The sequence below is a fragment of the Streptomyces sp. NPDC033178 genome, assembly GCF_055577685.1.
Genome location: NZ_JBVIPT010000005.1, coordinates 437711 through 463370, shown reverse-complemented (window position 1 = coordinate 463370; position 25660 = coordinate 437711). Strand labels below are relative to the sequence as shown.

Genomic DNA, 25660 nt, shown 5'->3' with positions numbered 1-25660 from the left:
GCGGAGCGGCTAGCTGCCCCCGGTGTGCACCTGGAACGCGGCCCGCCGCACGGCCTTGGCGAGGGCCGGATCGGGATGGGCGGCGGCAAGCGCGACCAGCACCTGCACGGTCCGCGGATGCCCGACCGCCCGCACCTCGTCGAGCAGCGCCGGCACGGTCGGCTGCACGGCGGACTCCAAGTGCCGTACGAGAAGCGGAGCTTCGCCGTGGTCGGCGACGGCCGCGGCGGTGTCGACCCACAGCCAGGTCGCCTCCTCGCGGGTCAGTACCTCGTGGGCGTCCTCGGGGTCGTGCCCGTCGTGCTCGGCGAGCCACAGCAGGGCGTAGGGCCGCAGATGGGTCTCGTCGGACACGGAGCGGACATCGGGCTCGGCGGGGGCTCCGACGACGCGCAGGGCCTCGAAGGCGAGTCCGCGCAGGAGGGCGTCCTCGCCGCGGGCGGCGTCGAGGAGTTCGGTGACGGCGCTGCCGACGGTTCGGGCGGCGAGCCAGGCTCGGTACTCGGCGCGGGCCGCGTTCGGCCGCAGCTGGGCGCAGCCGCGGAGCATGTCCTCGGCGCCCTGCTCGATGTTCCCGGCGGGGCTCTGCGCGGCGACGCAGATCTGCTCCAGCTTGACCCAGACCGCCCAGCTGCCGAGCGGGGTGAGCGTGGCCTGGCCGTCGGCGCAGGTGAGGGCGCCCACGTCGGCGATCGCGTGCAGCGCCCAGTCGAGGAGAGGGGCCAGCGGGGTGTCCTCGGCGGGGCTCTCCACGGGCTCGGGCTGCGGGCCGTAGGGGATCTCGCAGCGCTCGGTGCGCAGTTCCGTGACGCGCTGTTCGAGCAGGTCGAGAAGTTGCGGTACGGGGACGGGACCCGCGGAAAGCTGGAGGAAGGAGAGGACCTGAGGCATCGCGGAGACGACCTCGGCGACGGCGGCGGGCTCGCGTCCGTCGGGGCCGGGGTGGGCGATCGACCAGGCGTCGAAGAGGGCGACCCAGCCGCGCAGCACGGCGCTGTCGTCGCGGTTCCAGGCGCGCAGCCGCCAGCCGGGGCGCGCGATGCCGCCGTGCACCTCGACGAGCCCCGCGAGACGTGCGGTGTCCCAGTCCGCGCGGACCTGAGCCGGGGTCAGGGCCAGATCGTCGGCGGCACGTTGGGCGGTCGCCTCGGAGAGTGTGCCGGTGCCCTCGGGGGTGCCGCGGGAAGCGGTGCCCTCGCGGTCCTTGGCCGGGCTCAGGACGGCGTCGGCCCAGCGAGCGACACGGGCCGCGCCGGCGAGTACGGAGCGCGCCATGCGGGCGAGTTCCGCGGGTGCCGGTGTGCCCTCCGGCGGGCGGGGTGCGGGTCGGCGCGCGGGCCTCTGGGTCATCGCTCGGGGGGCGGCGGCCAGGGTTCGCGGGCGGACGAGTCGGAGCCTGGAGTCGCGCGGGATACGGGACGTCACGGGGGCAGTCTTCCGGTTGACGGTCCGAAAACCCAAACGGAATGCCACAAGGGGCCACAGGGATGGCCTGCGCACCGGTCCCCGCGGGCGCTCCCGGGGCGTGAACGGGTAGGTGGTACGGAGTTAAACGGAACGTCCGGGACCGGGTGGAACGGGCACCCCGGCAGCGGACGGGAGAGGTCCGAGTCAGGAGATGAGGTCGCTGGACGAAGGCTCTGAGTGAAGGCTCCGGGTGAAGGCTCTGGGTGAAGTCGCTACATCAGGGGGGTGAGGAAGCGGCGGAGCGCCTCTTCGTAGCCGGCCGGGTCGGCGTTCCACATGGCGCCGTGCGGGGCGCCCTGGACCGTGTGCAGGGTGACGAGGTCGGGGCGGCGCTCGGCGAGGCGGCGTGAAGGGCCCCAGGGGGCGACCGTGTCGTCCGGGCCGTGCAGGACGAGGATCGGCACCTTGAGCCGCTGGGGGTCGGCTGCGCCCTCAATGCGGTCGCCGTGCAGCCCTGTGCGGCCCTGGGCCGCGCGGACGGCCAGCGGCAGCAGGGCGCCGGGGGTGCGGCGGGCCCTGGCGAGGGCGCGCAGCGTGGTCTCCCAGCTGAGGACGGGCGAGTCCAGAACGAGGCCGGAGATCCTCTCGCGCATGGCCGAGTGGGCCGCGGCGCGCAGGGCCATGGTGGCGCCGGTCGACCAGCCGTGCAGGACGACCCGTTCGGCGCCGTAGCGCACGGCGTAGCGGATGGCCGCGTCCAGGTCGCGCCACTCGGTCTCGCCCAGGTGGTTCAGGCCGTCGGGAGGGCGGGGCGCGCCGAGGTCCCCGCGGTAGGCGAGAGCGAGGACGGGGAACTGGTGGCGGTGCAGGAACTCCATGACGTTCATGGGGTGTTCGCGGGTGGCGCCGAGGCCGTGCACGGTGATCACCCAGGTGTCGCGGGCGGCGGGCACGAACCAGGCGGGCAGGGCTCCCAGTTCGCCTGGGACGTCCACGTCGGCGTGGTCGAGGCCGAGGGCGGAGCTCGGGTTGCCGATGTGCACGCCCGGGGTGAACCACACCTTGTCCCCGGCTTCCAGGGTGCCGTGCGTGACCCGTTCCAGACGGCGTACGACCGTGTCGGCGGAGTGCGGGGCGGCGTTCAGGAGCGGGCCGACGACCGCGTGGCTGCCGTCGCCGCCGAGGCCGTACAGGCCCGGGCGCTGCGAGGCCAGGGCGCGGGTCAGGGTGATCTGTCCCGCTGCCGTGGAGTGCACGGTGAGGCGGGGTTCGGTGGGCAGCGGTTTGCCCGGCGGCGCCTTGAGCGCGGCGTCGCTGGCGAAGCGGCCTGCCGCCACCGTGGCGGCGACGGTGGCTGCGCCGGCTATGGCGACGGTGACGGCTGCTGCCGTCGGATTCACGGTGCGCACGGGTCCAGTCTCCTGACGGAACCCGTTGTCGGCCAGTCAAATGGGGCGAATGCGGGTTCGGCACCGCCGGAACGGTGCGTATCGGCTGAGCGCCGTGGCTGTGGGGATCAGGCACGGCGGCGGTACCGGTCGGGTCGGCGGCCGCACCCGACCCCCACCGCCGGCCAGGCCCAGTCACCGTTGCGGACCCCCGCCAGTACGGCTGCAGGCCTCCGATCACGGTTGCCGCCCTCCCCCGACAATCCCGGTCGCCGGCCTCTCCCCGTCACGGCCGCTGGCCATACCCCCTCAGCCGTTCCCCCACCTCGTCCACCTGTTCCCGGGTGAGCAGCGTGGGCGTGTGCCCTGGGAGGGACGAGGCGGTCAGCCAGAGGTGGCACATCCACTCCAGTTGGGCCGTGCGGTCGTAGGCCTGGGGGAGAGAGGCTCCGTATGTGAGGGTGCCGTGGTTCTGAAGGAGACAGGCGGTGCGGTCCCGGAGTGCCTGGAGCATGTTCTCGGCCAACTTTTCCGTGCCGTAGGTGGCGTAGGGGGCCACACGGACGGGACCGCCGAGCGCGGCGGCCATGTAGTGGATGAGCGGCAGCTCCTCGACGAGGGTCGAGACGGCCGTGGCGTGCACCGCGTGGGTGTGGACGACGGCGCGCGCGTCGGTGGCACGGTAGACCGCCAGATGCATGGGCAGTTCGCTTGTCGGAACGAGCGAACCGAGCACCTGCCGGCCGTCGAGGGAGACCCCGCAGAGGTCCTCGGGGGCCAGCCGGTCGTACGGGACTCCGCTCGGCGTGACCAGGACGGTGTCGCCCACGCGCACCGAGACGTTGCCCGATGTGCCGACGACCAGACCCTCGTCCGCCGTCCGGCGGGCCGTCGCCACGAGGTCGTCCCACGCCCGCTCCAGCGCCTCCCGCGCCGGGGGCGCGTCCCGCTCCCCCGAGTCCCGTCCGTCTCCTGTGTCCCGCCGCTGCTCAGCCATGCCGCGATCCTGCCAGCCGCGCGGCTCAACCCCGGCGCGGGCAGGGCACTTTAGGGCGCGACCGACGCATCCGAAAGGTCGCACAAGGGCATGAATCGCCTGCCGGGAGCGAATGACCGGCATGCGACGGGCTTTCAAGGATCTTCCAGTAACCTCTGGGAGATTTTTCGTGCACGTCGCCATTCCGGGGGGGAAACATGGCTCGTGATCGCAAACTGTCCCTTCAGCGCGCCCGATTCGTCGCCGCCTCCGTCGCGACGCTGGCGCTCGGCGGCACCGCTCTCGCCGAGGTGCCGGCCTCGGCGGCCGCCAAGCCCAAGGGCCACGACGTGTCCTCGCACCAGAAGAACGTCAACTGGTCGAGCGCGAAGAGCAAAGGCGCCAAGTTCGTCTATGTGAAGGCCACCGAGTCGCACACGTACCGCAATCCGTACTACAACCAGCAGTACAACGGGGCACGCGGCGCGGGCATCATCCGCGGGGCGTACCACTTCGCACTGCCGCACAAGTCCTCGGGGACGACACAGGCCGCGTACTTCGTACGCAACGGCGGCGGCTGGCGCGCGGACGGCTGGACGCTGCCGCCCGCGCTGGACATCGAGTACAACCCGTACGGCAAGAAGAAGTGCTACGGCCTGAGCAAGAGCAAGATGGTCAGCTGGATCAAGGCCTTCAGCAACGAGGTGAAGCGGCAGACCGGCCGTCGGCCGGTGATCTACACCAACTACAACTGGTGGAAGATGTGCACGGGCAACAGCGCCGCGTTCGCCGCGAACCATCCGCTCTGGCTGGCCCGCTACAGCTCGACTGCGGGGTCGCTGCCGTCAGGCTGGAACTTCTGGACCTTCTGGCAGTACGACAACGGCGGCAGCCTGCCGGGTGACCAGAATCTCTTCAACGGATCCCTGAACCAGCTCAGGGCGTTCGCGAGGGAACGATAGGGGTAGCGGACCCCTGAATTCCGCCTCTGTTCGAGACCTCTTGCCGCCACTCCGACACAAGCGGAGTGGCGGCACCTCTATTGGGCCACCCTGTCGCCCACCTCAGTTCATCTTCCGTTCATCCAGGTTGCCTACGGTCCCTGTGCCACTGACGTCCAAGAGAAGCCTGGGTAAATGGAACACATCACGCTCCTCCTCGGAATCGTGATCGTTACCGCTCTCGTGTTCGATTTCACGAACGGTTTCCACGACACAGCCAACGCGATGGCGACGACCATCTCGACCGGTGCCCTGAAGCCCAAGACGGCGGTGGCCATGTCCGCCGTGCTGAACCTCGTCGGTGCGTTCCTCTCCGTGGAGGTCGCCAAGACGATCTCCGGCGGCATCATCAACGAAGAGGGCATCCGCACCGAAGTGATCTTCGCGGCGCTCGTCGGCGCCATTCTGTGGAATCTGCTGACCTGGCTCCTGGGTCTGCCCTCCAGCTCCTCGCACGCACTGTTCGGCGGCCTGATCGGCGCCGCGGTCATGTCGGCCGGCTGGTCGTCGGTGAACGGTTCGACCGTCGTCACCAAGGTCCTGCTCCCCGCGATCGCCGCGCCGCTGGTGGCCGGCCTCGCCGCGATGCTCGCCACCCGGCTGACGTACCGCATCAGCAACAAGGCCGGTGAACAGGCGACCTCCAAGGGCTACCGCGCGGGCCAGATCACCTCCGCGGGCCTGGTCTCGCTGGCCCACGGCACGAACGACGCGCAGAAGACCATGGGCATCATCACGCTCGCCCTGGTCACCGGCGGTGTGCTCGCGCCCGGGTCGAACCCTCCCCTGTGGGTCATCGTCTCGGCCGGTATCGCCATCGCGCTCGGCACCTACCTGGGCGGCTGGCGCATCATCCGCACCATGGGCAAGGGCCTCACCGACCTCGCGCCGCCGCAGGGTTTCGCCGCCCAGACCAGTGCCGCGACGGTCATCCTGGCCTCCTCGCACCTCGGCTTCTCGCTCTCCACCACCCAGTCCTGCTCCGGCGCCGTGATGGGCTCGGGCCTCGGCCGCAAGGGGGGCGTCGTCCGCTGGTCGACCGCGACCCGGATGTTCGTCGCCTGGGGCCTCACGCTTCCCGCCGCCGGTCTGGTCGGCGCGGGCGCCGAGTTCCTCACCAAGCAGGGCACCTGGGGCATCGTCCTCACCGGCGCGCTGCTGATCGCGGGCTCGGCGGTCATCTGGACGCTCTCCCGCCGCCAGCCCGTCACCGTCGACAACGTGAACGACGTCAACGGCGAGCCCGCCGGCGTCGTGACCACCGCCATCGCCGCCGTCACCCCGCCGCCGGCGGGCACGGTCGCCGCGGCCGACGACCTCAAAACCACCATCCCGGGCCCGGACGCCACCGAGCCCGCCCGTACGGCCACGGTGTAAGGAACCCACAGCATGAAGATCGACTGGGCAGCCCTCGGCTCCGTCTTCGGAGTCAGCCTCATCGTCACCGTCGCCCTCGTGGGCCTCTTCACCCTCGGCATCGTCGGCCTCTCCAAGCGCGAGTCGGCCTCCGCCCAGGGCGACACCGCGACCCTCGCGGTCACGGGCGCGTACGCCTGCTTCGCCGCCTGCGCGGCGGCGGTGGCGTACGGGATCTATCTGATCGTCGCCTGACGCGTCCGGCACCTCCGTCCCGCGCGGCTCCGCCCCGCCGACCCCCCGGTCGGCGGGGCGGAGTCGTGTCCGTGTGTGGGCCTCAGCACACTCTCCCGTCGCAGGTCAACAGCAAGTTGACGGGTGTTCGTGGGCGTGGTGGACTGCCGGAGCCATGTACGGCGGCAGGAGAGGAAGCCGGTGCGAATCCGGCGCGGTCCCGCCACTGTTACCGGGGAATCGACACCCCGGGAGCCAGGAACTCTCGCCGTCGGTCTCGTCGAACCAGGGCGCGGACACCCTGAGTGAGGACAAATCGCCATGCGCGGCTGCCCAATTGCCTTTCCAGCGACGGTTGTGCCCGACCTGACGGTCGGCTGAACCGATGCGTGCCGACCGCGTCTTCGCGTACGGCGCCGCCGCCGGCCTCCTCGGTGACCTGCTGCTCGGCGATCCCCGCCGGGGGCATCCGGTCGCCGCGTTCGGACGGGCCGCGGGTGCCGTGGAGCGGGTGCTGTGGCGGGACCACCGGGGGTGGGGCGCTCTGCACACCGCCGTGTGTGTCGGCGGGGCCGCCTCGATCGCCGCGCTCGCCGGGCGTTCCGTGCGTCCCTCTCCTGCCGCCTCCGTCGCCCTGACCGCCGCCGCCACCTGGTCCGTCGTCGGCGGGACTTCGCTCGGGCGGGAGGCCCGGGCCATCGGCGGGGCGCTCGCCGCCGGGGACATCGAGGTGGCCCGGGAGCGGCTGCCCCACCTCTGCGGGCGCGATCCGCAGTCGCTGGACGCCGACGGGATCGCCCGGGCCGTCGTCGAGTCCGTCGCCGAGAACACCTCGGACGCCGTCGTGGGCGCCCTCGTGTGGGGTGCCGCGGCCGGTGTGCCGGGACTCGTCGGCTTCCGTGCCGTGAACACGCTCGACGCCATGGTCGGGCACAGGTCCGCCAAGTACCGGCGGTACGGCTGGGCTTCCGCGCGGCTCGACGATGTCGCGGGGTGGCCCGGGGCGCGGCTCACCGCCGTCCTCGCGGCCGTCACGGGAAGCGATCCGCGCGGAGCCGTACGCGCCTGGCGTGCCGACGCCGTCAAGCACCCGAGTCCCAACGCCGGGCCCGTCGAGGCCTCGTTCGCCGGGGCGCTCGGCGTGCGGCTGGGCGGGACGCTCTCGTACGCGGGAAGGGTCGAGCACCGGCCCGTACTCAACGGTGAAGGGCGGGCCGTGGAGGTCGGGGACATCGAGCGGGCCGTGCGGCTCTCGCGGCGCGTGGGCCTGCTCGCGCTCGGCGTGAGTGTCGCCGGACGGCTCCTCGTCAACAGCCTTCGCACGAAGGGGCGTACGTCATGAGTCGGGGAACGAGCGGGGGAACGGGTGGCGGGCTGCTCGTCGCCGGTACCACCTCCGACGCGGGCAAGAGCGTCGTGACGGCCGGGATCTGCCGGTGGCTGGTGCGGCAGGGTGTCAAGGTGGCGCCCTTCAAGGCGCAGAACATGTCGCTCAATTCGTTCGTCACGCGGGAGGGCGCCGAGATCGGGCGGGCGCAGGCCATGCAGGCACAGGCCGCGCGCGTGGAGCCCACCGCGCTCATGAATCCCGTACTGCTCAAGCCGGGCAGCGACCGGAGCAGTCAGGTCGTCCTCATGGGCAGGCCCGTCGGGGAGATGAGCGCCCGCGGCTATCACGGCGGGCGTCAGGAACAGCTCCTCGGGACCGTGCTGGAGTGCCTCGCCGAGTTGCGGGGCACGTATGACGCGGTGATCTGTGAGGGGGCGGGCAGTCCCGCCGAGATCAATCTGCGGCGGACGGACATCGTGAACATGGGGATCGCGCGGGGCGCGCGGCTGCCCGTGCTCGTCGTCGGCGACATCGACCGCGGGGGTGTCTTCGCCTCCTTCTTCGGAACCGTGGCGCTGCTCTCGCCCGAGGACCAGGAGTTCGTCGCCGGGTTCCTCGTCAACAAGTTCCGCGGGGACGTGTCCCTGCTGGAGCCCGGCCTCGACATGCTCGAGAACCTCACCGGACGTCGTACGTACGGGGTCCTGCCCTTCCAGCACGGTCTCGGCATCGACGAGGAGGACGGGATGGCGGTCTCGCTGAGGGGCTCGGTCCGGGAGTCGGCGGTCTCCTCCCCCGTCGGCGAGGACATCCTGCGGGTGGCCGTCTGCGCGATCCCGCTGATGTCCAACTTCACGGACGTGGACGCGCTGGCCGCCGAACCGGGCGTCGTCGTGCGGTTCGTGGACCGGGCCGAAGAACTCGTCGACGCCGACCTGGTCGTCGTGCCCGGCACCCGTGGCACGGTCAGGGCCCTGGAGTGGCTGCGGGAGCGCGGCCTCGCGGACGCCCTCGCCAGAAGGGCCGCGGAGGGGCGTCCCGTCCTCGGTATCTGCGGTGGCTTCCAGATCCTCGGCGAGCACATCGAGGACGAGGTCGAGTCGCGCGCAGGCCAGGTGGACGGGCTCGGACTCCTCCCCGTGCGCGTGCGGTTCGCGCGGGAGAAGACCCTGACCCGGCCCGTCGGCGCGGCGCTCGGCGAGCCCGTCGAGGGGTACGAGATCCACCACGGGGTCGCCCATGTCACGGGCGGGGAACCCTTCTTGGACGGCTGCCGGGTCGGCGAGGTCTGGGGCACGCACTGGCACGGCTCGCTGGAGTCGGACGGCTTCCGCCGGGCCTTCCTTCGCGAGGTGGCGGCCGCCGCGGGGCGCCGCTTCGTACCGGCCGCCGGCACGTCGTTCGGGTCGCTGCGCGAGGAGCAGCTGGACCGGCTCGGCGATCTGATCGAGGAACACGCGGACACGGACGCGCTGTGGCGGCTCATCGAGTCCGGCGCGCCGACAGGACTGCCCTTCATTCCACCGGGAGCACCCGCATGAGCACAGTGTTGTTGTTGTCGACCGCCGACACGGATCTGCTGGCGGCGCGTGCCGCCGGCGCCGCGTACCGGATCGGCAATCCCACCCGCGTGGATGTCGCGGAGGAGCTTCCCGCGCTGGTCCGCGGCGCGGACGTCGCCGTCGTACGGCTGCTCGGCGGCAAGCGTGCCTGGGAGGACGGGCTCGCCGCGCTCAAGGCGTCCGGGATCCCGACCGTGCTGCTGGGCGGGGAGTCCGTCCCCGACGCGGAGCTGATGGCCGAGTCGTCCGTGCCCGCCGGTGTCGTCGCGGAGGCGCTGCGCTATCTGGTCGAGGGCGGCCCGGAGAACCTGACCGAGCTGGCCCGCTTCCTGTCCGACACCGTGCTGCTGACGGGCGAGGGCTTCGAAGAGCCCCGGAAGATGCCCGAGTTCGGGGTCCACGGCGAGCGCGCGTACGTCGAGGGCCGTCCGACCGTGGGCGTGCTCTTCTACCGGGCGCACCAGCTGAGCGGCAACACCGCCTTCGTGGACACCCTGTGCGACGCGATCGAGGCCCGGGGCGCGAACGCCCTTGCCGTGTACTGCGGTTCGCTGCGCGACGCCGACGCGGGCCTGTACGAGATCCTCGGCAAGGCCGACGCGCTGGTCGCGACGGTTCTCGCCGCCGGCGGCACGCACGCCTCGCAGGCGTCCGCGGGCGGTGACGAGGAGGCCTGGGACATCGGCGCGCTCGCCGACCTCAACATCCCTGTCCTGCAAGGGCTCTGCCTCACCTCGTCACGGTCCGCCTGGGCCGGGTCCGACGCCGCCCTCTCCCCCATGGACGCGGCGATGCAGGTCGCGATCCCCGAGTTCGACGGACGCCTCATCACGGTCCCGTTCTCCTTCAAGGAACAGGGTCCCGACGACGTTCCGGTGTACGTCGCCGACCCCGAGCGCGCCGCCCGGGTCGCCGGAATCGCCGTGCGCCACGCCCGGTTGAAGCACAAGCCCAACGCGGAGAAGAAGCTCGCGCTCGTCTTCACCGCCTATCCAACCAAGCACTCCCGGGTAGGCAACGCGGTCGGCCTCGACACCCCCGCCTCGGCGGTACGGGTTCTCGACGCGCTGCGGGACGCCGGGTACTCCCTGACCGAATACCCGGACAACGGCGACGAGTTGATCCACCGGCTCATCGCGGCCGGCGGCCACGACGTCGAGTGGCTGACCGAGGAGCAGCTCGCCTCGGCCCCGGCACGTGTGCCGCTCGCGGACTACCGGGCCTGGTTCGACAAGCTCGACCCGGATCTGCGCAGCGGGATGCTGGAGGCGTGGGGCGAGCCGCCGGGCAACCTGTACGTGGACGGCGACGACATCGTGCTGGCCTCCCTCCAGTTCGGGAACGTCGTCGTGATGATCCAGCCGCCGCGCGGTTTCGGCGAGAACCCGATCGCGATCTACCACGACCCGGACATGCCGCCGTCGCACCACTACATGGCGTCGTACCGCTGGCTGGACAACAGCTTCGGCGCCGACGCCGTCGTGCACATGGGCAAGCACGGCACGATGGAATGGCTGCCGGGCAAGGGACTCGGGCTCAGCGGCGGCTGCGCGCCCGACGCGGTCCTCGGTGAACTCCCCCTCGTCTACCCCTTCATCGTCAACGACCCCGGCGAGGGCACCCAGGCCAAGCGCCGCGGTCACGCCACCGTCGTCGACCACCTCGTACCGCCGATGGCGCGCGCGGACACGTACGGCGATCTGGCGAAGCTGGAGCAGCTCCTCGACGAGTACGCGCTCGTGTCCGACCTGGACCCGACGAAGGCCCCGGCCGTGCGGGCCCAGATCTGGACGCTGGTCAAGGCGGCCGAGCTGCACCACGACCTGCATGTGGACGACCAGCCGGACGACGACGCCTTCGACTCGTTCGTCATGCACATCGACGGCTATCTGTGCGAGATCAAGGACGTGCAGATCCGCGACGGCCTGCACATTCTCGGCGGCGGCCCGGAGGCCGAGCCGCGCGTGAACCTCGTACTGGCCGTGCTGCGGGCCTCTCAGGTGTGGGGCGGGACAGCGAACGCGCTGCCGGGCCTTCGGGCCTGTCTCGCCGAGCACTTCGGCCTGGTCGAGAAGGAGTTGCTGGGCGAGCCCGGTGCGCCGCTGAAGGTGCCGGTCGAGCTGAGCGACCTGGTCCCGGGACCCTCGCGGTCGGCGGCCGACGCGATCGATCTCCTTGAGCAGCTGTGCCGCCGGTTCGCGGAGGGCATGGAGGAGCGCGCCTGGGAAGTCGCTGCCGTGCCCGCTCTCGTGCGCGAGGTGCTGGGCGGCACCGAACTCCCCGACGCCGTCGCGGTGTTGGAGTTCGCGTGCCGTGAGGTGGTGCCGCGTCTCGCCCGTACGACGGACGAGATCGACCACATCCTCCTTGCCCTGAACGGCGGTTACGTCCCGGCGGGCCCCTCGGGTTCACCGACCCGCGGACTCGTGAACGTCCTGCCGACCGGCCGGAACTTCTACTCCGTCGACCCCAAGGCGATCCCGTCCAGGCTGAGTTGGGAGGTCGGGCAGTCGCTCGCCGACTCGCTCGTGCAGCGGTACCTCCAGGACACGGGCGACTACCCGAAGTCCGTCGGCCTGACGGTCTGGGGCACCTCCGCGATGCGCACCCAGGGCGACGACATCGCGGAGATCCTGGCGCTGCTGGGCTGCCGGCCGGTGTGGGACGACGCCTCGCGGCGCGTCACCGGCTTCGAGGTCGTGGGCCTGGAGGAACTCGGCCGGCCGCGCATCGACGTCACGGTCCGTATCTCCGGTTTCTTCCGGGACGCGTTCCCGCATGTGGTCGGGCTGATCGACGACGCGGTACGGGCGGTGGCCGACCTGGACGAGCCCGCCGACCGCAACTACGTGCGCGCGCACGCCGACGAGGACACCGCCGAGCACGGCGACCGACGGCGCGCGACGTCCCGTATCTTCGGCTCGAAGCCCGGCGCGTACGGGGCCGGTCTGCTCCCCCTCATCGACGCGCGCAACTGGCGCTCCGACGCCGACCTCGCCGAGGTGTACGCGGTGTGGGGCGGCTACGCGTACGGGCGCGGGCTCGACGGGCGGGCGGCGCGCGGGGACATGGAGACGGCGTTCAAGCGCATCGCCGTGGCCGCCAAGAACGTCGACACCCGAGAGCACGACCTCGTCGACGCGGACGACTACTTCCAGTACCACGGCGGCATGGTCGCCATGGTCAGGCATCTGACGGGCGCGAGCCCCGAGGCGTACGTCGGTGACTCCGCCACTCCCGACCAGGTGAAGACCCGCACCCTCGGTGAGGAGACCCACCGGGTCTTCCGCGCCCGCGTGGTCAACCCGCGCTGGATGGCGGCGATGCGGCGCCACGGCTACAAGGGTGCCTTCGAGATGGCGGCGACCGTCGACTACCTCTTCGGGTACGACGCCACGGCCGGGGTCGTGGACGACTGGATGTACGAGAAGCTCAGCGCGGAGTACGTCTTCGACGCGGAGAACCGGGACTTCATGAAGAAGTCCAACCCCTGGGCCCTGCGCGGCATCACGGAACGGCTCCTCGAAGCGGCGGACCGCGGACTGTGGGCCGAGCCGGACGCCGAGACGCTGGAACGGCTGCGCGCCACGTACCTGGAGCTCGAAGGCGACTTGGAGGGCGACGACCAGTGAGTACCCCCTTTCCGTTCACGGCTGTCGTCGGACAGGACGACCTGCGGCTCGCGCTGCTCCTGAACGCCGTGTCGCCCGCGGTCGGCGGTGTGCTCGTACGCGGCGAGAAGGGCACCGCCAAGTCGACCGCCGTGCGCGCCCTTTCGGCGCTCATGCCCGAGGTGGACGTCGTCGCCGGCTGCCGCTTCTCGTGCGCGCCAGCCGCTCCCGACCCGGCGTGCCCGGACGGGCCGCACGAGGTGGGAGCAGGGGTCCAACGGCCCGCACGCATGGTCGAGTTGCCCGTCGGCGCCTCCGAGGACCGGCTCGTGGGCGCTCTGGACATCGAGCGTGCGCTGGCCGAGGGCGTGAAGGCCTTCGAACCGGGCCTGCTGGCCGACGCGCATCGCGGGATCCTGTACGTGGACGAGGTCAACCTCCTCCACGACCACCTGGTCGACCTGCTGTTGGACGCGGCCGCGATGGGTGCCTCGTACGTGGAGCGCGAAGGTGTCTCCGTACGGCATGCCGCGCGGTTCCTGCTGGTGGGGACCATGAACCCCGAAGAGGGCGAACTGCGGCCGCAGTTGCTCGACCGGTTCGGGCTGACGGTCGAGGTGGCCGCCTCGCGCGAGCCGGATCAGCGGGTCGAGGTCGTGCGGCGGCGGCTCGCCTACGACGACGATCCGGACGGCTTCGCGGCGCGCTGGGCCGACGAGGAGACGGCGGTGCGGGCGCGGATCGTGGCCGCGCGGAAGCTGCTGCCGTCGGTCGTGCTCGGCGACGGGGCGCTGCGGCAGATCGCGGCGACCTGCGCGGCCTTCGAGGTGGACGGGATGCGGGCCGACATCGTGATGGCCCGGACCGCCACCACGCTGGCCGCGTGGGCCGGGCGCACGGAGGTACTGGCCGAGGACGTACGGCAGGCGGCGCAGCTCGCACTGCCGCACCGGCGACGGCGAAACCCCTTTGATGCGCCGGGACTTGACGAGGACAAGCTCGACGAGACGCTGGAGGAGTTCGGGAGCGGGGAGAACTCCGGGGGTTCCGACAGTTCCGATGGTTCGGACGACTCCGGCGACTCCGGCGACGAGGATCCGGATCCCGACGGCCCGGACGGGGGCGGCGGGCAGCCGCCTCAGGAAGGGCCCGACGACGGCAACGACGATGGCAGCGGCGAGAGCTCCGGTGAGGTGCCCGCGCAGGGCGAGCCCTCCGAGACCGGACAGGCACCGTCGCCGGGCGCGGGCGAGCAGGCTCCCGTACGGGCCGCCGAGCCGTTCCGTACGAAGGTGCTGAGCGTGCCGGGTCTCGGCGAGGGCGCCGCCGGGCGGCGGTCGCGGGCACGGACCGAGCACGGGCGGACCACCGGTGCACGTCGGCCCCAAGGAGCCCTCACCAAGCTGCACTTGGCGGCCACCGTGCAGGCCGCGGCCCCGCATCAGCGGGCGCGTGGCCGGTCGGGTCCGGGTCTCGTGGTCCGGCGCGACGATCTGCGGCAGGCCACGCGGGAGGGGCGCGAGGGGAACCTCGTGCTGTTCGTCGTGGACGCCTCCGGTTCGATGGCGGCGCGGCAGCGGATGAGCGCGGTCAAGGGGGCCGTGCTGTCGCTGCTCCTCGACGCCTACCAGCGGCGGGACAAGGTGGGGCTCGTGACCTTCCGCGGTTCGACGGGCGAGGTCGCGCTGCCGCCCACCTCCTCGGTGGACGCGGCCGCGGTACGGCTGGAGTCGCTGCCCACCGGCGGGCGTACGCCGCTCGCCGCCGGGTTGCTGCGGGCGCATGACGTGCTGCGGGTGGAGCGGTTGCGGGATCCGGCTCGGCGGGCGCTGATGGTCGTGGTGACGGATGGCAGGGCGACGGGCGGGCCCGAGCCGGTGGCGCTGGCGGGACGGGCGGCTCGGCTGTTCGCCGCCGACGGGGTCGCGTCCGTGGTCGTCGACTGCGAGTCCGGGCCCGTACGGCTCGGGCTCGCGGGGCAGCTCGCTGGTGAACTCGGCGGTACGGCCGTGACGTTGGACGAGCTGCGGGCCGACTCGATCGCCGGGCTCGTCAGGGATGTTCAGGGCAACAGCAGGAGGGCCGCGTAATGCCGCAGGGACAGCCGAGTGTGGTGCCCGACGACGGGCTGACGACTCGTCAGCGGCGGAACCGGCCGCTCGTGGTCGTGCACACCGGGATCGGGAAGGGCAAGTCCACCGCCGCCTTCGGGCTCGCGCTGCGGGCCTGGAATCAGGGCTGGCCCATCGGGGTCTTCCAGTTCGTCAAGTCCGCGAAGTGGAAGGTCGGCGAGGAGAACGCGCTTCGGGTGCTGGGGGCTTCCGACGAGGGCGGGGCCGTCGACTGGCACAAGATGGGCGAGGGGTGGTCGTGGGTGCAGCGCGACTCCCAGATGGACAACGAGGAGAAGGCCCGCGAGGGCTGGGAGCAGGTCAAGCGCGACCTCGCCGCCGAGACGTACAAGCTGTACGTGCTCGACGAGTTCGCCTATCCCATGCACTGGGGGTGGGTCGACGTCGACGAGGTCGTCTCCGTGCTGCGGGACCGGCCCGGGACCCAGCATGTCGTGATCACCGGGCGCAACGCTCCCGAGAAGCTCCTCGAACTCGCCGACCTCGTGACCGACATGTCCAAGGTCAAGCACCCCATGGACGCCGGTCAGAAGGGGCAGAGGGGTATCGAGTGGTGAGTTCGTCCGTCCCTCGGCTGGTCATTGCCGCGCCCTCCTCGGGCAGCGGCAAGACCACCGTCGCCACGGGGTTGATGGCCGCGTTCGCCTCGCGGGGGCTTGCCGTGTCCCCGCACAAGGTGGGGCCCGACTACATCGATCCCGGGTATCACGCGCTGGCCACCGGGCGGGTGGGGCGGAATCTCGACGCCTATCTGTGCGGGGCGGAGTTGGTCGCGCCGCTGTTCGCCCATGGGGCGCGGGGGTGTGATCTCGCCGTCGTCGAAGGCGTGATGGGGCTGTTCGACGGGGCCGTGGGGGAAGGGGAGCTGGCCTCCACCGCTCATGTGGCGAAGTTGCTTCGGGCGCCTGTGGTGTTGGTGGTGGATGCCTCTTCGCAGTCGCGGTCCGTGGCCGCGCTGGTGCATGGGTTCGCCTCCTGGGATCCGGAGGTGCGGATCGGTGGGGTGATCCTCAACAAGGTGGGGTCCGAGCGGCATGAGGGGATGCTGCGGGAGGCGTTGGACGCGTCGGGGGTGCCTGTGCTGGGTGTTCTGCGGCGGGTTGAGCAGGTGGGGACTCCCTCTCGGCACCTTGGGCTGGTGCCTGTTGCCGAGCGGCGGGCGGAGGCGGTTGCTGCTGTCGCGGCCATGGCCTCGCAGGTGCGGGAGGGGTGCGATCTGGACGCACTGTTCGCGCTGGCGCGTGGAGCTGGGTCGTTGCCTGGTGGCGCGTGGGATGCGGCTGAGGTCTTGGCTTCCTCGCCCCCGCCACCCCTTCCCGTTCCCGTCCCTGGGGGTTCTGCCCCCAGACCCCCGTATCGGCCTGAACGGCCTCGTCCTCAAACGCCGGACGGGCTGAAAGAGCCCGGGACGGCCTCGAAGGAGCCCCGAGCAAGGCCTCCAGGCGCACCACGCATCGCCATCGCCGGTGGGGCCGCCTTCAGCTTCTCCTACGCCGAGCATGCCGAGTTGCTTGCCGCCGCCGGCGCGGAGGTTGTCACCTTTGATCCGCTTCGGGACGAGGAACTGCCCGAAGGGACGCGGGGGTTGGTCATCGGGGGCGGGTTTCCCGAGGTGTACGGCCCTGAGCTGTCCGCCAACGAACCCCTCCGTGAGGCCGTTGCCTCGCTCGCCGAGAGTGGGGCGCCGGTCGCGGCCGAGTGTGCGGGGCTGCTGTATCTCTCGCGTGAGCTCGACGGCCTGCCGATGTGCGGGGTGATCGACGCGAAGGCGCGGATGGATGAGCGGCTGACGCTGGGGTATCGGGATGCGGTCGCCGTGTCCGACAGTGTGCTGGCCGAGGCCGGCAGCCGGATGCGCGGGCATGAGTTTCACCGGACCGTCGTGGAGCCCGGGGCGGGGGTCGCTCCGGCCTGGGGCGTGCGCGTTCCGGTGCGGCGGGTCGAAGGTTTCGTACAGCAGGGCGTGCATGCGAGTTATCTGCATACGCACTGGGCGTCGGCGCCCGGTGTCGCCCGTCGGTTTGTGGAGAGGTGTGTCGGGTCATGGGCAACAGCAGGCTGATCGGGGTCGGGGTCGGGCCCGGGGATCCCGAGCTCGTGACCGTCAAGGGGGTCAACTGCCTTCGGGCGGCCGACGTTGTCGTCGTGCCCGTCATGGCTGCGTCTGACGGAAGAGACGGCGGCGAGCCGGGGCGCGCCGAAGCGACCGTGCTGCACTACGTGCCCGAGGACAAGGTCGTACGCGTGGTCTTCGCGCTCAACGAGCGGTCCGACCGGGGTCGCCGCGAGGCCGCCTGGGATGCCGCCGGGGAGCGGGTGGCCGGGCTGCTGCGTACGCACGGGACCGTGGCGTTCGCGACCATCGGCGACCCGAACGTGTACTCCACGTTCACCTATCTCGCGCAGACCATCGCGCACGCCGTACCGGGGACCGTCGTCGAGACCGTGCCCGGTATCACCGCCATGCAGGATCTCGCCGCCCGGTCCGGGGCCGTGCTGACGGAGGGCACCGAGCCGCTGACGCTCGTGCCCGTCACCGCGGGGGCCGGTGCGCTCAAGGACGCGCTCAACGGGCCCGGGACCGTCGTCGCGTACAAGTTCGGGCGGCTGGCGCAGGAGGTCGCCGCGGCACTGCGGGAGACCGGGCGGCTCGACGATGCCGTGTGGGGGTCGGCGTTGGGGCTGCCGGACGAGTCCATTCGGCCTGCGGGCGAGCTGGACGGCACCACGCTGCCCTATCTCTCGACGCTCATCGCGCCCGCGCGGCGCGACGGTGGACGCGGCGGCAAGCTGTGACTCCCGTCGGAGCAGTGGCTTTCGTCCGAGGGCTGCATCCGCGCGCCTCACTCCGCGATGCCCACCACCAGCCAGATGAAGGACGCCCCCGCGATCGTGCACAGCAGCGTGGAGCGGGCCGGGTGTTCGTGGTGGGCCTCGGGGAGGATCTCGGCGGCGGCGAGATAGAGCAGCGCGCCGCCGAAGAAGCCGAGATAGCCGCCGAGCAGATGCTCGGGGATGGAGAAGAAGAGCGTCGAGGCAGCTCCCACGACCGGGGCCGCCGCGTCCGCGAACAGCATCGCGACCGCCTTGCGGCGGGCGTTCCCGTACAGGGTCGTGATCGTGTACGTGTTGAAGCCGTCCGCGAAGTCGTGGGCGATCACGGCCACAGCCACGGCCGCTCCCATACCGCCGCCGACCTGGAAGGCCGCGCCGATCGCCACGCCGTCCATCGCGCTGTGGCCGACCATCGCGGCGGCGGCCGTCAGGCCCACCTGGGGGGCGCGGCCGTTGTGTTCCTCCCCGCCGTGCGCCGCCTGACGTACGGCCAGCAGGCGTTCCACCAGGTGCGCCAGCAGGAAGCCCGCCACGAACAGCAGCAGCGCGGCCGGTACGCCGAAGATCTCGTCGCCCGCCGCGTCGAGCGCCTCCGGCAGCAGGTCCAGACCGACGACGCCCAGCATCAGACCGCCTGCCAGACCGAGTACGAGGTGGCGGCGGTCGGTGACGCGTTGCGCCGTCCAGCCGCCGGCCAGCGTCATGAGGAACGCGCCGAGCGCGACGAACACCGCCATACGCCCTTGCTATCCGATCGACCCGTGTTCACGCACGTCCGCCGCACGTTCGCGACCGGACTGCTCCCGGAACCCGCGTGCGCCGATGCCCGATAGCGCCCGGCACGCCCGTACGACCGGCACCAGCCGCACGACCCGCACGACCACCCGAAGTACTCGCAGTACCCGCACTGCTCGTAGGAGAGGACCCCATCCCATGGCCGATGCCCCCACCGGCAAGGTGACCTTCGTCGGGGCCGGGCCCGGTGCCGCCGACCTGTTGACGTTCCGTGCCGCGCGCGCCATCGCCGAGGCCGACGTCGTGATCTGGGCGGCCAGCCTGGTGCAGGCCGAGGTCCTCGAACACGCGCGTGAGGGAGCCGAGATCCTGGACTCGGCGACGATGTCGTTGGAGGACGTCGTCGCCGTGTACGAGCGCGCCGCCGAGGCCGGGCTGAAGGTCGCCCGGATCCACTCCGGCGACCCCGCGCTCTGGGGCGGCACCCAGGAGCAGGTCGACCGGTGCGCGGAGATCGGCATCGAGACCGAGATCGTGCCCGGTGTCTCGTCCTTCTCCGCCGTCGCCGCGCTCGCCCAGCGGGAGCTGACCATCCCCGAGGTCGCCCAGTCCGTGATCCTCACCCGGCTCGGCGGCGGCAAGACGCCGATGCCGCCCGGGGAGGAAGTACGCGAGTTCGCGCGGCACGGGACGACGATGGCGCTGTTCCTGTCGGCCGCCCGCAGCGGACAGCTCGTACGGGAGCTGCTGGAGGGCGGTTATCCGACGTCGACGCCGGTCGTGGTCGCGTACCAGGCGACCTGGCCGGAGGAGCTGATCGTGAAGTGCACGATCGGCACGCTGGAGGAGACCGTCAAGGAGCACAAGCTCTGGAAGCACACGCTGTTCCTGGTCGGGCCGGCCCTCGACGCGCACGGCACCCGCTCGCACCTCTACCACCCCGGCCACTTCCACGGCTTCCGCAAGGCCGACCCCGAGGCCCGCAGGGCGCTGCGGACGCAGGGTGCACAGGGCGGCGCGCGGGGTGCGCAGGGCGCGCAGGGTGTCACTCCGTGATCACCGTCGTCGGTACGGGTACGGGGGCGCCCCTTTCGCCGGACGCCCAGGCCGCGTTGGCCGGGGCGGGGCTCGTCGTGGGCGGACGGCGGCATCTGGCGGCCGCGACGGAGATGCCGGACACGGCCGAGCGCGTCGTCCTCGGTCCGCTCGCGCCCGCCCTCGACGCGATCGAGCAGTTTCTGGAGAAGCCGGAGGACCAGGGGCGGGTCGTCGTGCTGGCCTCCGGGGACCCGGGGTTCTTCGGGATCGTCCGGGCCCTCGCCGAGCGTTTCGGGGCCGAGCGGCTGGAGGTCCACCCGGGGGTGTCGTCCGTCGCGACCGCCTTCGCGCGGGTTGGGCTGACCTGGGACGACGCGGTGGTCGTGAGCGCGCACGGGCGTGACCTGCGGACCGCCGTGAACGTCTGCCGGGCCCATCCCAAGGTGGCGGTACTGACCGGTCCGGGGTCCGGACCCGCGGAACTCGGGGCCGCGCTGCGGTCCAGCGGGCGGGTGTTGGTGGTGGCGTCGGCGCTGGGGGCGAGCGCTGTTTCGGGCTCGGGCTCGGGTTCGGGTTCTGCCTCGGCTTCGGTTTCGGCTACTGCCTCGGGTTCGGCTTCTGTCCCGGGCTCGGGGGCTGCCTCGGGCTCGCGCGCTGACGCGGACTCGGCCTCTGCCGCGGGCTCGGGCTCGGGCCCTGGCTCGGGCTCGGACTCGGGCTCGGACTTGGGCCACGCTCCGGACCCAGGTTCGGACTCCGCCCCGTACACCGGTGAGCGTGTCGAGCGGGTCACGCCCGCCGAGGCCGCTGCCCGTGACTGGGGGCCGGCCGTGAGTGTCGTGCTGTGTCTCGACGAGTCTCGTGTCCTCTCCCCCGTGCGCACGATCGCGGGGCCGCCGCCGGGGCCCGCCCAATGGGCCCTGGAAGAGGGCGAGTTCACCCACCGGGACTCGATGATCACCAAGTTCGAGGTACGGGCGCTGGCGCTGGCCCGGCTCGGACCGCGGCTCGGTGACCACGTGTGGGACATCGGCGCGGGCTCGGGCTCGGTCGCCGTGGAGTGCGCACGGCTCGGAGCCGCCGTGACCGCCGTGGAGAAGACCCTGGACGGTGTGGAGCGGGTCCGCGCCAACGCCGCCACGCACGGGGTCGACGTGACCGCCGTGCACGGCGCCGCGCCGACCGTGCTGTCCGACCTGCCCGACCCCGACGCCGTGTTCATCGGCGGGGGCGGGCGGGAACTGCCCGCCATCGTGACCGCCTGTGCCCGGCGGGCGCGGCGGTCCGTCGTCGTGGCGATGGCCGCCCTCGACCGGGTTCCGGCGGTCCGGGACGCGCTCGTCGCGGCCGGGCTCGACTGTGACGGCGTACTGCTGCAGTCGTCCCGGCTGGCGCCGCTGCCGGGGGACGTCACCCGGCTCGCGGCGACCAACCCCGTTTTCCTGCTGTGGGGCGTCCGGCCTCCGGTACGTAGTGAAGGAGCTGCTCAGTGATCGGCCTGATTTCCGCGACGGCCGCCGGTTCGGCGGGCTGTCGGCGGGTGGCCTCGGCCTGGCCGGGCCGTACCCGCGTGTACGAGGGCCCCGTGGGGGACGCCGTGCGGCGGGCCTTCGCGGAGTGTGAGCAGCTCGTGTGCTTCCTCGCCACCGGGGCCGTGGTGCGGCTCGTCGCGCCGCTGCTCATCGACAAGGCCTCCGATCCCGGCATCGTGTGTGTTGACGAGGGCGGGCGGTTCGCGGTGTCCCTGGTCGGGGGCCACGGCGGTGGTGCCAATGAACTCGCCCGCGAGGTGGGAGAGTTGCTCGGTGCCGAGCCTGTGGTGACGACGGCGACCGACTCCGTGGGGGTGCCGGGGCTCGACACGCTCGCCCTGCCGGTCGAAGGTGATGTGGCCGGGGTGTCCCGGGCCATGCTGGACGGCGAACCGGTCGCGCTGTACGCCGAGTTGGCCTGGCCGCTGCCGCCGCTGCGGGTCGCCGAGGCCGGGGCGTACTCGATTCGCGTCACTGACAGGGCTGTTGAGCCCGCCGAGCGTGAGGTCGTGCTCCGGCCGCTCTCCCTCGTCGTGGGCGTCGGCGCCTCCAAGGGTGCCCCCGTCGACGAGGTGCTCGGGCTCGTCCAGGACGCGCTCCGGGACGCGGGTCTTTCGGTGAAGTCCGTCGCCGAGCTCGCCACCGTCGACGCCAAGGCCGAGGAGCCCGGCATTGTCGGGGCGGCCGAGCGGCTCGGGGTGCCCGTGGTGACGTACGGCGCCGAGGAGTTGGCGGCGGTCGACGTGCCGAACCCCTCGGACGCACCCCTCGCCGCCGTCGGCACTCCGTCGGTGGCGGAGGCCGCCGCCCTCCTGCGCGGCGGTGAACTCCTCGTCCCCAAGCGCAAGTCGGCCGCGCGGCCCGCGATGGCGACCTGCGCGGTCGTACGCCTGCCGGGGCGCGGGCGGCTTGCGGTGGTCGGACTCGGGCCTGGCGCCCGGGACCTGCTGACGCCCCGCGCGAAGGACGAGCTGCGCCGCGCCTCGGTGCTCGTCGGGCTCGACCAGTACGTCGACCAGATCCGCGACCTGCTCCTGCCGGGCACCCGGATCCTGGAGTCGGGGCTCGGGGCCGAGGAGGAGCGGGCCAGGACGGCCGTGGCCGAGGCCCGGCTCGGGCAGGCGGTCGCGCTGATCGGCAGTGGTGACGCGGGCGTGTACGCGATGGCGTCGCCCGCGCTCGCGGAGGCGTCCGACGACATCGACGTCGTCGGGGTGCCCGGGGTGACCGCCGCACTCGCGGCCGGGGCGATCCTGGGCGCGCCGCTCGGCCACGACCATGTGTCGATCAGCCTCTCCGACCTGCACACACCGTGGGAGATCATCGAGCGCCGGGTGCGCGCGGCGGCCGAGGCCGACCTCGTCGTCACCTTCTACAACCCGCGCAGCCGGGGCCGTGACTGGCAGCTCCCCAAGGCGCTCACGATCCTTGCCGGGCACCGGAAGCCGACGACGCCCGTGGGAGTCGTACGCAACGCCTCACGGCCGGACGAATCCAGCCGTGTCACCACCCTCGCGGGACTCGACCCCGCGACGGTGGACATGATGACGGTGGTGACCGTGGGCAACACGGCGACCCGGCAGATCGCGGGGCGCATGGTGACGCCCCGCGGTTACCGCTGGCAGGAGGAGCCCAAGTGAGCGCAGTCGGCCGGGTGTTCCCGGCGAGCCGGATCACGGACCCCGGGACCCGGACCGTGAATCCCGGGACCCGGACCGTAGACCCTGGGACACGGATCGTGCACCCCATCGAGCAGGAGTCCTTCCGGCGGCTGCGGGCCCGCCTGGACACCTCGCACTTCCCGCCGCTGACCCGTGCCGTCGTGGAGCGGGTGATCCACTCCGCGGCCGATCTCGACTACGCGAGCGATCTGGTGACCGACGAGGTCGCCCTTGAGAAGGCCCACCGGGCGCTGCACGACGGGGCGCCCGTCGTCGTGGACGTGGAGATGGTCGCGGCCGGCATCACCCGGCGCGACACCGTCTGCCGTCTCAAGGACGCCGTGTCCGGCCCGGGGCTGACCCGCTCGGCCCATGCGGTCCGGCTCGCGTACGAGCAGGTCGGGCCCGGCGCGCTCTGGGTGATCGGCTGCGCCCCGACCGCGCTGGAGGAGCTGCTCACCCTGGACGTCTCCCCCGCGCTCGTCATCGGTCTGCCCGTCGGCTTCGTCGGCGCGGCGGAGTCCAAGGCCGCGCTGCGCGAGAGCGGGCTGCCCGCCGTGAGCAACGTGTCCGAGAAGGGCGGCTCTGCGGTCGCCGCGGCCGCGCTCAACGCCCTGCTGTACCACCCCGTTTCCCACCCGGTGCCCGACGCCGTGTCCCACCCTGTGCCCGAGGCCGAGTCCCGGGCCGGTTCCCCGTCCGAGTCCAAGGAGAAATCGTGACCACCCCCGCCCCCGCCCTGCTCATCGCCGGACACGGCACCCGGGACGACGCGGGTGCCGAGGCCTTCCGCGACTTCGTGCGGGAACTGGGCCGCCGCAACCCCGGACTGCCCGTCGCGGGCGGTTTCATCGAGCTCTCCCCGCCGCCGCTGGGCGACGCGGTGACCGAACTGGTCGAGCAGGGCATACGCCGGTTCGCGGCCGTCCCGCTGATGCTGGTGTCCGCCGGGCACGCCAAGGGCGACATCCCGGCCGCGCTGAGCCGCGAGAAGGAGCGGCACCCCGGGATCTCGTACACGTACGGGCGTCCGCTGGGCCCGCACCCGGCGCTGCTCGCGGTGCTGGAGCGGCGACTCGACGAGGCGCTCGGCGGTTCGGCGCGGACCCCCGCGGACCGTGCCGAGGTGACCGTCCTTCTTGTCGGGCGCGGCTCGACCGACCCGGACGCCAACGCCGAAGTGCACAAGGCGGCGCGGCTGTTGTGGGAGGGGCGGGGTTACGCGGGCGTGGAGACGGCGTTCGTGTCGCTGGCCGCGCCGGACGTGCCGTCGGGCCTGGACCGCTGTGTGAAGCTGGGCGCGCGCCGGATCGTGGTGCTCCCCTACTTCCTGTTCACGGGTATCCTCCCGGACCGGGTGCGGCAGCAGACCGAGGGGTGGGCGGCCGCGCATCCGGAGGTCGACGTGGTCTCCGCCGATGTCATCGGGCCGGAGCCGGAGCTGCTCGACCTGGTCATGGAGCGCTACCGGGAGGCGGTCGAGGGTGATCTGCGGATGAACTGCGACTCCTGCGTCTACCGCATCGCGCTGCCCGGGTTCGAGGACAAGGTGGGGCTCCCCCAGCAGCCGCACTTCCACCCGGACGACGACGGGCACCACCACGACGGGCACCACCATCACGGACATCACCACCACGACGGCCACACACCCTCCCATGCACACTGACGGGGACGGCAGAGACGGCCGGGACGGGCACCGCCGCCCCGGAGGCGGACAGGGCGTCGGGGCGCGGGCCACCGGCGGACTCGGTGACGCGCACGATCTCCGGCACCACGGCGACGCCGAGGTGCGCGACGACGGATCGGCGCTCGTCGACCTCGCGGTGAACGTCCGGGCGGACACCCCGCCCGCCTGGCTGTGTGCGCGCATCGCCGAGTCGCTGACGGGGCTCGCGGCCTACCCGGACGGACGGGCGGCGCGGGCCGCGGTGGCGGCGCGGCACGGGCTGCCCGTGGAGCGGGTGCTGCTCACGGCGGGCGCGGCCGAGGCCTTCGTGCTGCTGGCGCGCGCTCTGAAGGCCCGTCAACCCGTGGTCGTGCACCCGCAGTTCACGGAGCCGGAGGCGGCGCTGCGGGACGCGGGGCACACCGTGGACCGGGTGCTCCTGCGGGCCGGGGACGGTTTCCGGCTCGACCCGTCGGCCGTCCCCGAGGACGCGGACCTGGTCGTGATCGGCAACCCGACCAACCCGACGTCCGTCCTCCACCCGGCCGCGCTGATCGCCGAACTCGCCCGTCCCGGGCGGACGTTGGTGGTCGACGAGGCGTTCATGGACGCGGTTCCGGACGAGCGGGAGACCCTCGCGGGGCGTACGGACGTGCCGGGTCTCGTGGTGCTGCGCAGCCTCACCAAGACATGGGGCCTCGCGGGACTGCGCATCGGGTACGTCCTGGCCCCGCCCGAGACGATCACCGAGCTCGAACGGGCTCAGCCGCTCTGGCCGGTGTCCACGCCCGCGCTCACGGCCGCCGAGGCCTGTATGACTCCGCGGGCGCTGGCGGAACAGGAGCACGCGGCCCGTCGCGTGTCGATAGACCGGGCCCATCTGGTCGCCGGACTCAGGGAGTTCGCGTCCGACGGCGTCCGTGTCGCGGAGCCCGCCGAGGGCCCCTTCGTCCTCATCGGGCTCCCCGGGGCGGCGGCCGTCCGCGCCCGGCTGCGCCGGCTGGGCTTCGCCGTGCGGCGCGGCGACACCTTCCCGGGGCTCGACGACACCTGGCTGCGCCTGGCGGTGCGCGACCGGGCGACGGTCAACCGCTTCCTCCAGGCACTGGACCAGGCAGTGAGCCTGCGGGACCGCTGACGCGGACACCGCGCCTGGCGGACTCCTGAGCCGGCGCGGGTGGCGCATTGCCCGGCGC

Annotated in this window: 20 protein-coding genes and 1 riboswitch; of the genes, 16 read left to right on the top strand and 4 right to left on the bottom strand. The window is 72.4% G+C overall.

Translation table 11 applies throughout. The annotated features are described in order from the left end of the window. Nucleotides 1-9: 9 nt before the first annotated feature. The 3 genes from ACZ5VQ_RS15655 to ACZ5VQ_RS15645 form a co-directional block, all read right to left on the bottom strand. On the bottom strand, nucleotides 10-1425 hold the full coding sequence (locus ACZ5VQ_RS15655) for a hypothetical protein (RefSeq protein ID WP_469105328.1): 1416 nt from the start codon (nucleotides 1423-1425) through the stop codon (nucleotides 10-12). Nucleotides 1426-1679: 254 nt separating this feature from the next. After that, nucleotides 1680-2816: an alpha/beta hydrolase gene (locus ACZ5VQ_RS15650; protein ID WP_469105327.1), complete on the bottom strand. Its 1137-nt coding sequence runs from the start codon at nucleotides 2814-2816 to the stop codon at nucleotides 1680-1682. A gap of 265 nt (nucleotides 2817-3081) precedes the next feature. Next, on the bottom strand, nucleotides 3082-3792 hold the full coding sequence (locus ACZ5VQ_RS15645; protein ID WP_469105326.1) for a class II aldolase/adducin family protein: 711 nt from the start codon (nucleotides 3790-3792) through the stop codon (nucleotides 3082-3084). Nucleotides 3793-3989: 197 nt separating this feature from the next. Between ACZ5VQ_RS15645 and ACZ5VQ_RS15640 the strand changes: the two genes are divergently transcribed. From ACZ5VQ_RS15640 to cobI, 10 genes are all read left to right on the top strand, one after another. Further along, the gene (locus tag ACZ5VQ_RS15640; protein ID WP_469105325.1) at nucleotides 3990-4733 is read left to right on the top strand and encodes a lysozyme; all 744 of its coding nucleotides are present in this window, start codon (nucleotides 3990-3992) and stop codon (nucleotides 4731-4733) included. A 174-nt stretch (nucleotides 4734-4907) separates the two neighbouring features. Further along, nucleotides 4908-6149: an inorganic phosphate transporter gene (locus ACZ5VQ_RS15635; RefSeq protein ID WP_469105324.1), complete on the top strand. Its 1242-nt coding sequence runs from the start codon at nucleotides 4908-4910 to the stop codon at nucleotides 6147-6149. Between the two features lie 12 nt (nucleotides 6150-6161). Further along, nucleotides 6162-6383 (top strand): hypothetical protein, encoded by a 222-nt coding sequence (locus ACZ5VQ_RS15630; RefSeq protein WP_055616206.1) that lies wholly within the window; start codon nucleotides 6162-6164, stop codon nucleotides 6381-6383. 122 nt (nucleotides 6384-6505) lie between these two features. Next, nucleotides 6506-6649, top strand: a riboswitch (cobalamin riboswitch). Between the two features lie 98 nt (nucleotides 6650-6747). Further along, a complete protein-coding gene (locus ACZ5VQ_RS15625) occupies nucleotides 6748-7704 on the top strand; it encodes a cobalamin biosynthesis protein (protein WP_469105323.1) in 957 nt (318 codons plus the stop codon). Then, nucleotides 7701-9233 carry a cobyric acid synthase gene (locus tag ACZ5VQ_RS15620; protein ID WP_469105322.1) on the top strand — a complete coding sequence of 511 codons (1533 nt, stop codon included), beginning with the start codon at nucleotides 7701-7703 and terminating at the stop codon, nucleotides 9231-9233. Before ACZ5VQ_RS15625 ends, ACZ5VQ_RS15620 begins: the two co-directional genes overlap by 4 nt. Next, the gene (gene cobN / locus ACZ5VQ_RS15615) at nucleotides 9230-12886 is read left to right on the top strand and encodes a cobaltochelatase subunit CobN (protein WP_469105321.1); all 3657 of its coding nucleotides are present in this window, start codon (nucleotides 9230-9232) and stop codon (nucleotides 12884-12886) included. The genes ACZ5VQ_RS15620 and cobN overlap by 4 nt, the downstream gene beginning before the upstream one ends. Further along, nucleotides 12883-14955: a putative cobaltochelatase gene (locus tag ACZ5VQ_RS15610; RefSeq protein WP_469105320.1), complete on the top strand. Its 2073-nt coding sequence runs from the start codon at nucleotides 12883-12885 to the stop codon at nucleotides 14953-14955. Before cobN ends, ACZ5VQ_RS15610 begins: the two co-directional genes overlap by 4 nt. Then, the gene (gene cobO, locus ACZ5VQ_RS15605) at nucleotides 14955-15554 is read left to right on the top strand and encodes a cob(I)yrinic acid a,c-diamide adenosyltransferase (protein ID WP_362082257.1); all 600 of its coding nucleotides are present in this window, start codon (nucleotides 14955-14957) and stop codon (nucleotides 15552-15554) included. The genes ACZ5VQ_RS15610 and cobO overlap by 1 nt, the downstream gene beginning before the upstream one ends. Continuing rightward, the gene (locus ACZ5VQ_RS15600; RefSeq protein ID WP_469105319.1) at nucleotides 15551-17059 is read left to right on the top strand and encodes a cobyrinate a,c-diamide synthase; all 1509 of its coding nucleotides are present in this window, start codon (nucleotides 15551-15553) and stop codon (nucleotides 17057-17059) included. The genes cobO and ACZ5VQ_RS15600 overlap by 4 nt, the downstream gene beginning before the upstream one ends. Beyond that, complete coding sequence (gene cobI / locus ACZ5VQ_RS15595; RefSeq protein ID WP_469105318.1) at nucleotides 17041-17793, top strand: precorrin-2 C(20)-methyltransferase; 753 nt, start codon at nucleotides 17041-17043, stop codon at nucleotides 17791-17793. The genes ACZ5VQ_RS15600 and cobI overlap by 19 nt, the downstream gene beginning before the upstream one ends. 47 nt (nucleotides 17794-17840) lie before the next feature. Here cobI and ACZ5VQ_RS15590 read toward each other — a convergent pair whose 3' ends face one another. Next, nucleotides 17841-18569, bottom strand: coding sequence for a ZIP family metal transporter (locus tag ACZ5VQ_RS15590; RefSeq protein ID WP_469105317.1), 729 nt, complete (start codon nucleotides 18567-18569; stop codon nucleotides 17841-17843). Nucleotides 18570-18765: 196 nt separating this feature from the next. On the opposite strand from ACZ5VQ_RS15590, the gene cobM reads away from it, so the two are divergent. The 6 genes from cobM to cobC are packed head-to-tail and all read left to right on the top strand — an operon-like array spanning nucleotide 18766 to nucleotide 25602. After that, entirely contained in the window at nucleotides 18766-19623 is an 858-nt protein-coding gene (cobM, locus tag ACZ5VQ_RS15585; protein ID WP_469105316.1) for a precorrin-4 C(11)-methyltransferase, read from the top strand. Continuing rightward, nucleotides 19620-21098, top strand: a complete 1479-nt coding sequence (gene cbiE / locus ACZ5VQ_RS15580) for a precorrin-6y C5,15-methyltransferase (decarboxylating) subunit CbiE (RefSeq protein WP_469105315.1) — start codon at nucleotides 19620-19622, stop codon at nucleotides 21096-21098. The genes cobM and cbiE overlap by 4 nt, the downstream gene beginning before the upstream one ends. Next, nucleotides 21095-22777, top strand: coding sequence for a precorrin-3B C(17)-methyltransferase (cobJ, locus tag ACZ5VQ_RS15575; RefSeq protein WP_469105314.1), 1683 nt, complete (start codon nucleotides 21095-21097; stop codon nucleotides 22775-22777). Before cbiE ends, cobJ begins: the two co-directional genes overlap by 4 nt. Before the next feature lie 56 nt (nucleotides 22778-22833). Next, complete coding sequence (locus tag ACZ5VQ_RS15570) at nucleotides 22834-23520, top strand: precorrin-8X methylmutase (RefSeq protein WP_469105384.1); 687 nt, start codon at nucleotides 22834-22836, stop codon at nucleotides 23518-23520. Then, nucleotides 23517-24464 carry a sirohydrochlorin chelatase gene (locus tag ACZ5VQ_RS15565; protein WP_469105313.1) on the top strand — a complete coding sequence of 316 codons (948 nt, stop codon included), beginning with the start codon at nucleotides 23517-23519 and terminating at the stop codon, nucleotides 24462-24464. Before ACZ5VQ_RS15570 ends, ACZ5VQ_RS15565 begins: the two co-directional genes overlap by 4 nt. Next, the gene (cobC, locus tag ACZ5VQ_RS15560; protein WP_469105312.1) at nucleotides 24454-25602 is read left to right on the top strand and encodes an Rv2231c family pyridoxal phosphate-dependent protein CobC; all 1149 of its coding nucleotides are present in this window, start codon (nucleotides 24454-24456) and stop codon (nucleotides 25600-25602) included. The genes ACZ5VQ_RS15565 and cobC overlap by 11 nt, the downstream gene beginning before the upstream one ends. The last annotated feature ends 58 nt before the right edge of the window (nucleotides 25603-25660 follow it).

Excerpts from the sequence above, each read along its gene's own strand:
- ACZ5VQ_RS15645 (WP_469105326.1), bottom strand. The coding sequence starts at position 3,792 with ATGGCTGAGCAGCGGCGGGACACAGGAGACGGACGGGACTCGGGGGAG.
- ACZ5VQ_RS15640 (WP_469105325.1), top strand. The coding sequence starts at position 3,990 with ATGGCTCGTGATCGCAAACTGTCCCTTCAGCGCGCCCGATTCGTCGCC.
- ACZ5VQ_RS15635 (WP_469105324.1), top strand. The coding sequence starts at position 4,908 with ATGGAACACATCACGCTCCTCCTCGGAATCGTGATCGTTACCGCTCTC.
- ACZ5VQ_RS15630 (WP_055616206.1), top strand. The coding sequence starts at position 6,162 with ATGAAGATCGACTGGGCAGCCCTCGGCTCCGTCTTCGGAGTCAGCCTC.
- ACZ5VQ_RS15625 (WP_469105323.1), top strand. The coding sequence starts at position 6,748 with ATGCGTGCCGACCGCGTCTTCGCGTACGGCGCCGCCGCCGGCCTCCTC.
- ACZ5VQ_RS15620 (WP_469105322.1), top strand. The coding sequence starts at position 7,701 with ATGAGTCGGGGAACGAGCGGGGGAACGGGTGGCGGGCTGCTCGTCGCC.
- cobN (WP_469105321.1), top strand. The coding sequence starts at position 9,230 with ATGAGCACAGTGTTGTTGTTGTCGACCGCCGACACGGATCTGCTGGCG.
- cobO (WP_362082257.1), top strand. The coding sequence starts at position 14,955 with ATGCCGCAGGGACAGCCGAGTGTGGTGCCCGACGACGGGCTGACGACT.
- cobI (WP_469105318.1), top strand. The coding sequence starts at position 17,041 with ATGGGCAACAGCAGGCTGATCGGGGTCGGGGTCGGGCCCGGGGATCCC.
- ACZ5VQ_RS15590 (WP_469105317.1), bottom strand. The coding sequence starts at position 18,569 with ATGGCGGTGTTCGTCGCGCTCGGCGCGTTCCTCATGACGCTGGCCGGC.
- cobM (WP_469105316.1), top strand. The coding sequence starts at position 18,766 with ATGGCCGATGCCCCCACCGGCAAGGTGACCTTCGTCGGGGCCGGGCCC.
- cobC (WP_469105312.1), top strand. The coding sequence starts at position 24,454 with ATGCACACTGACGGGGACGGCAGAGACGGCCGGGACGGGCACCGCCGC.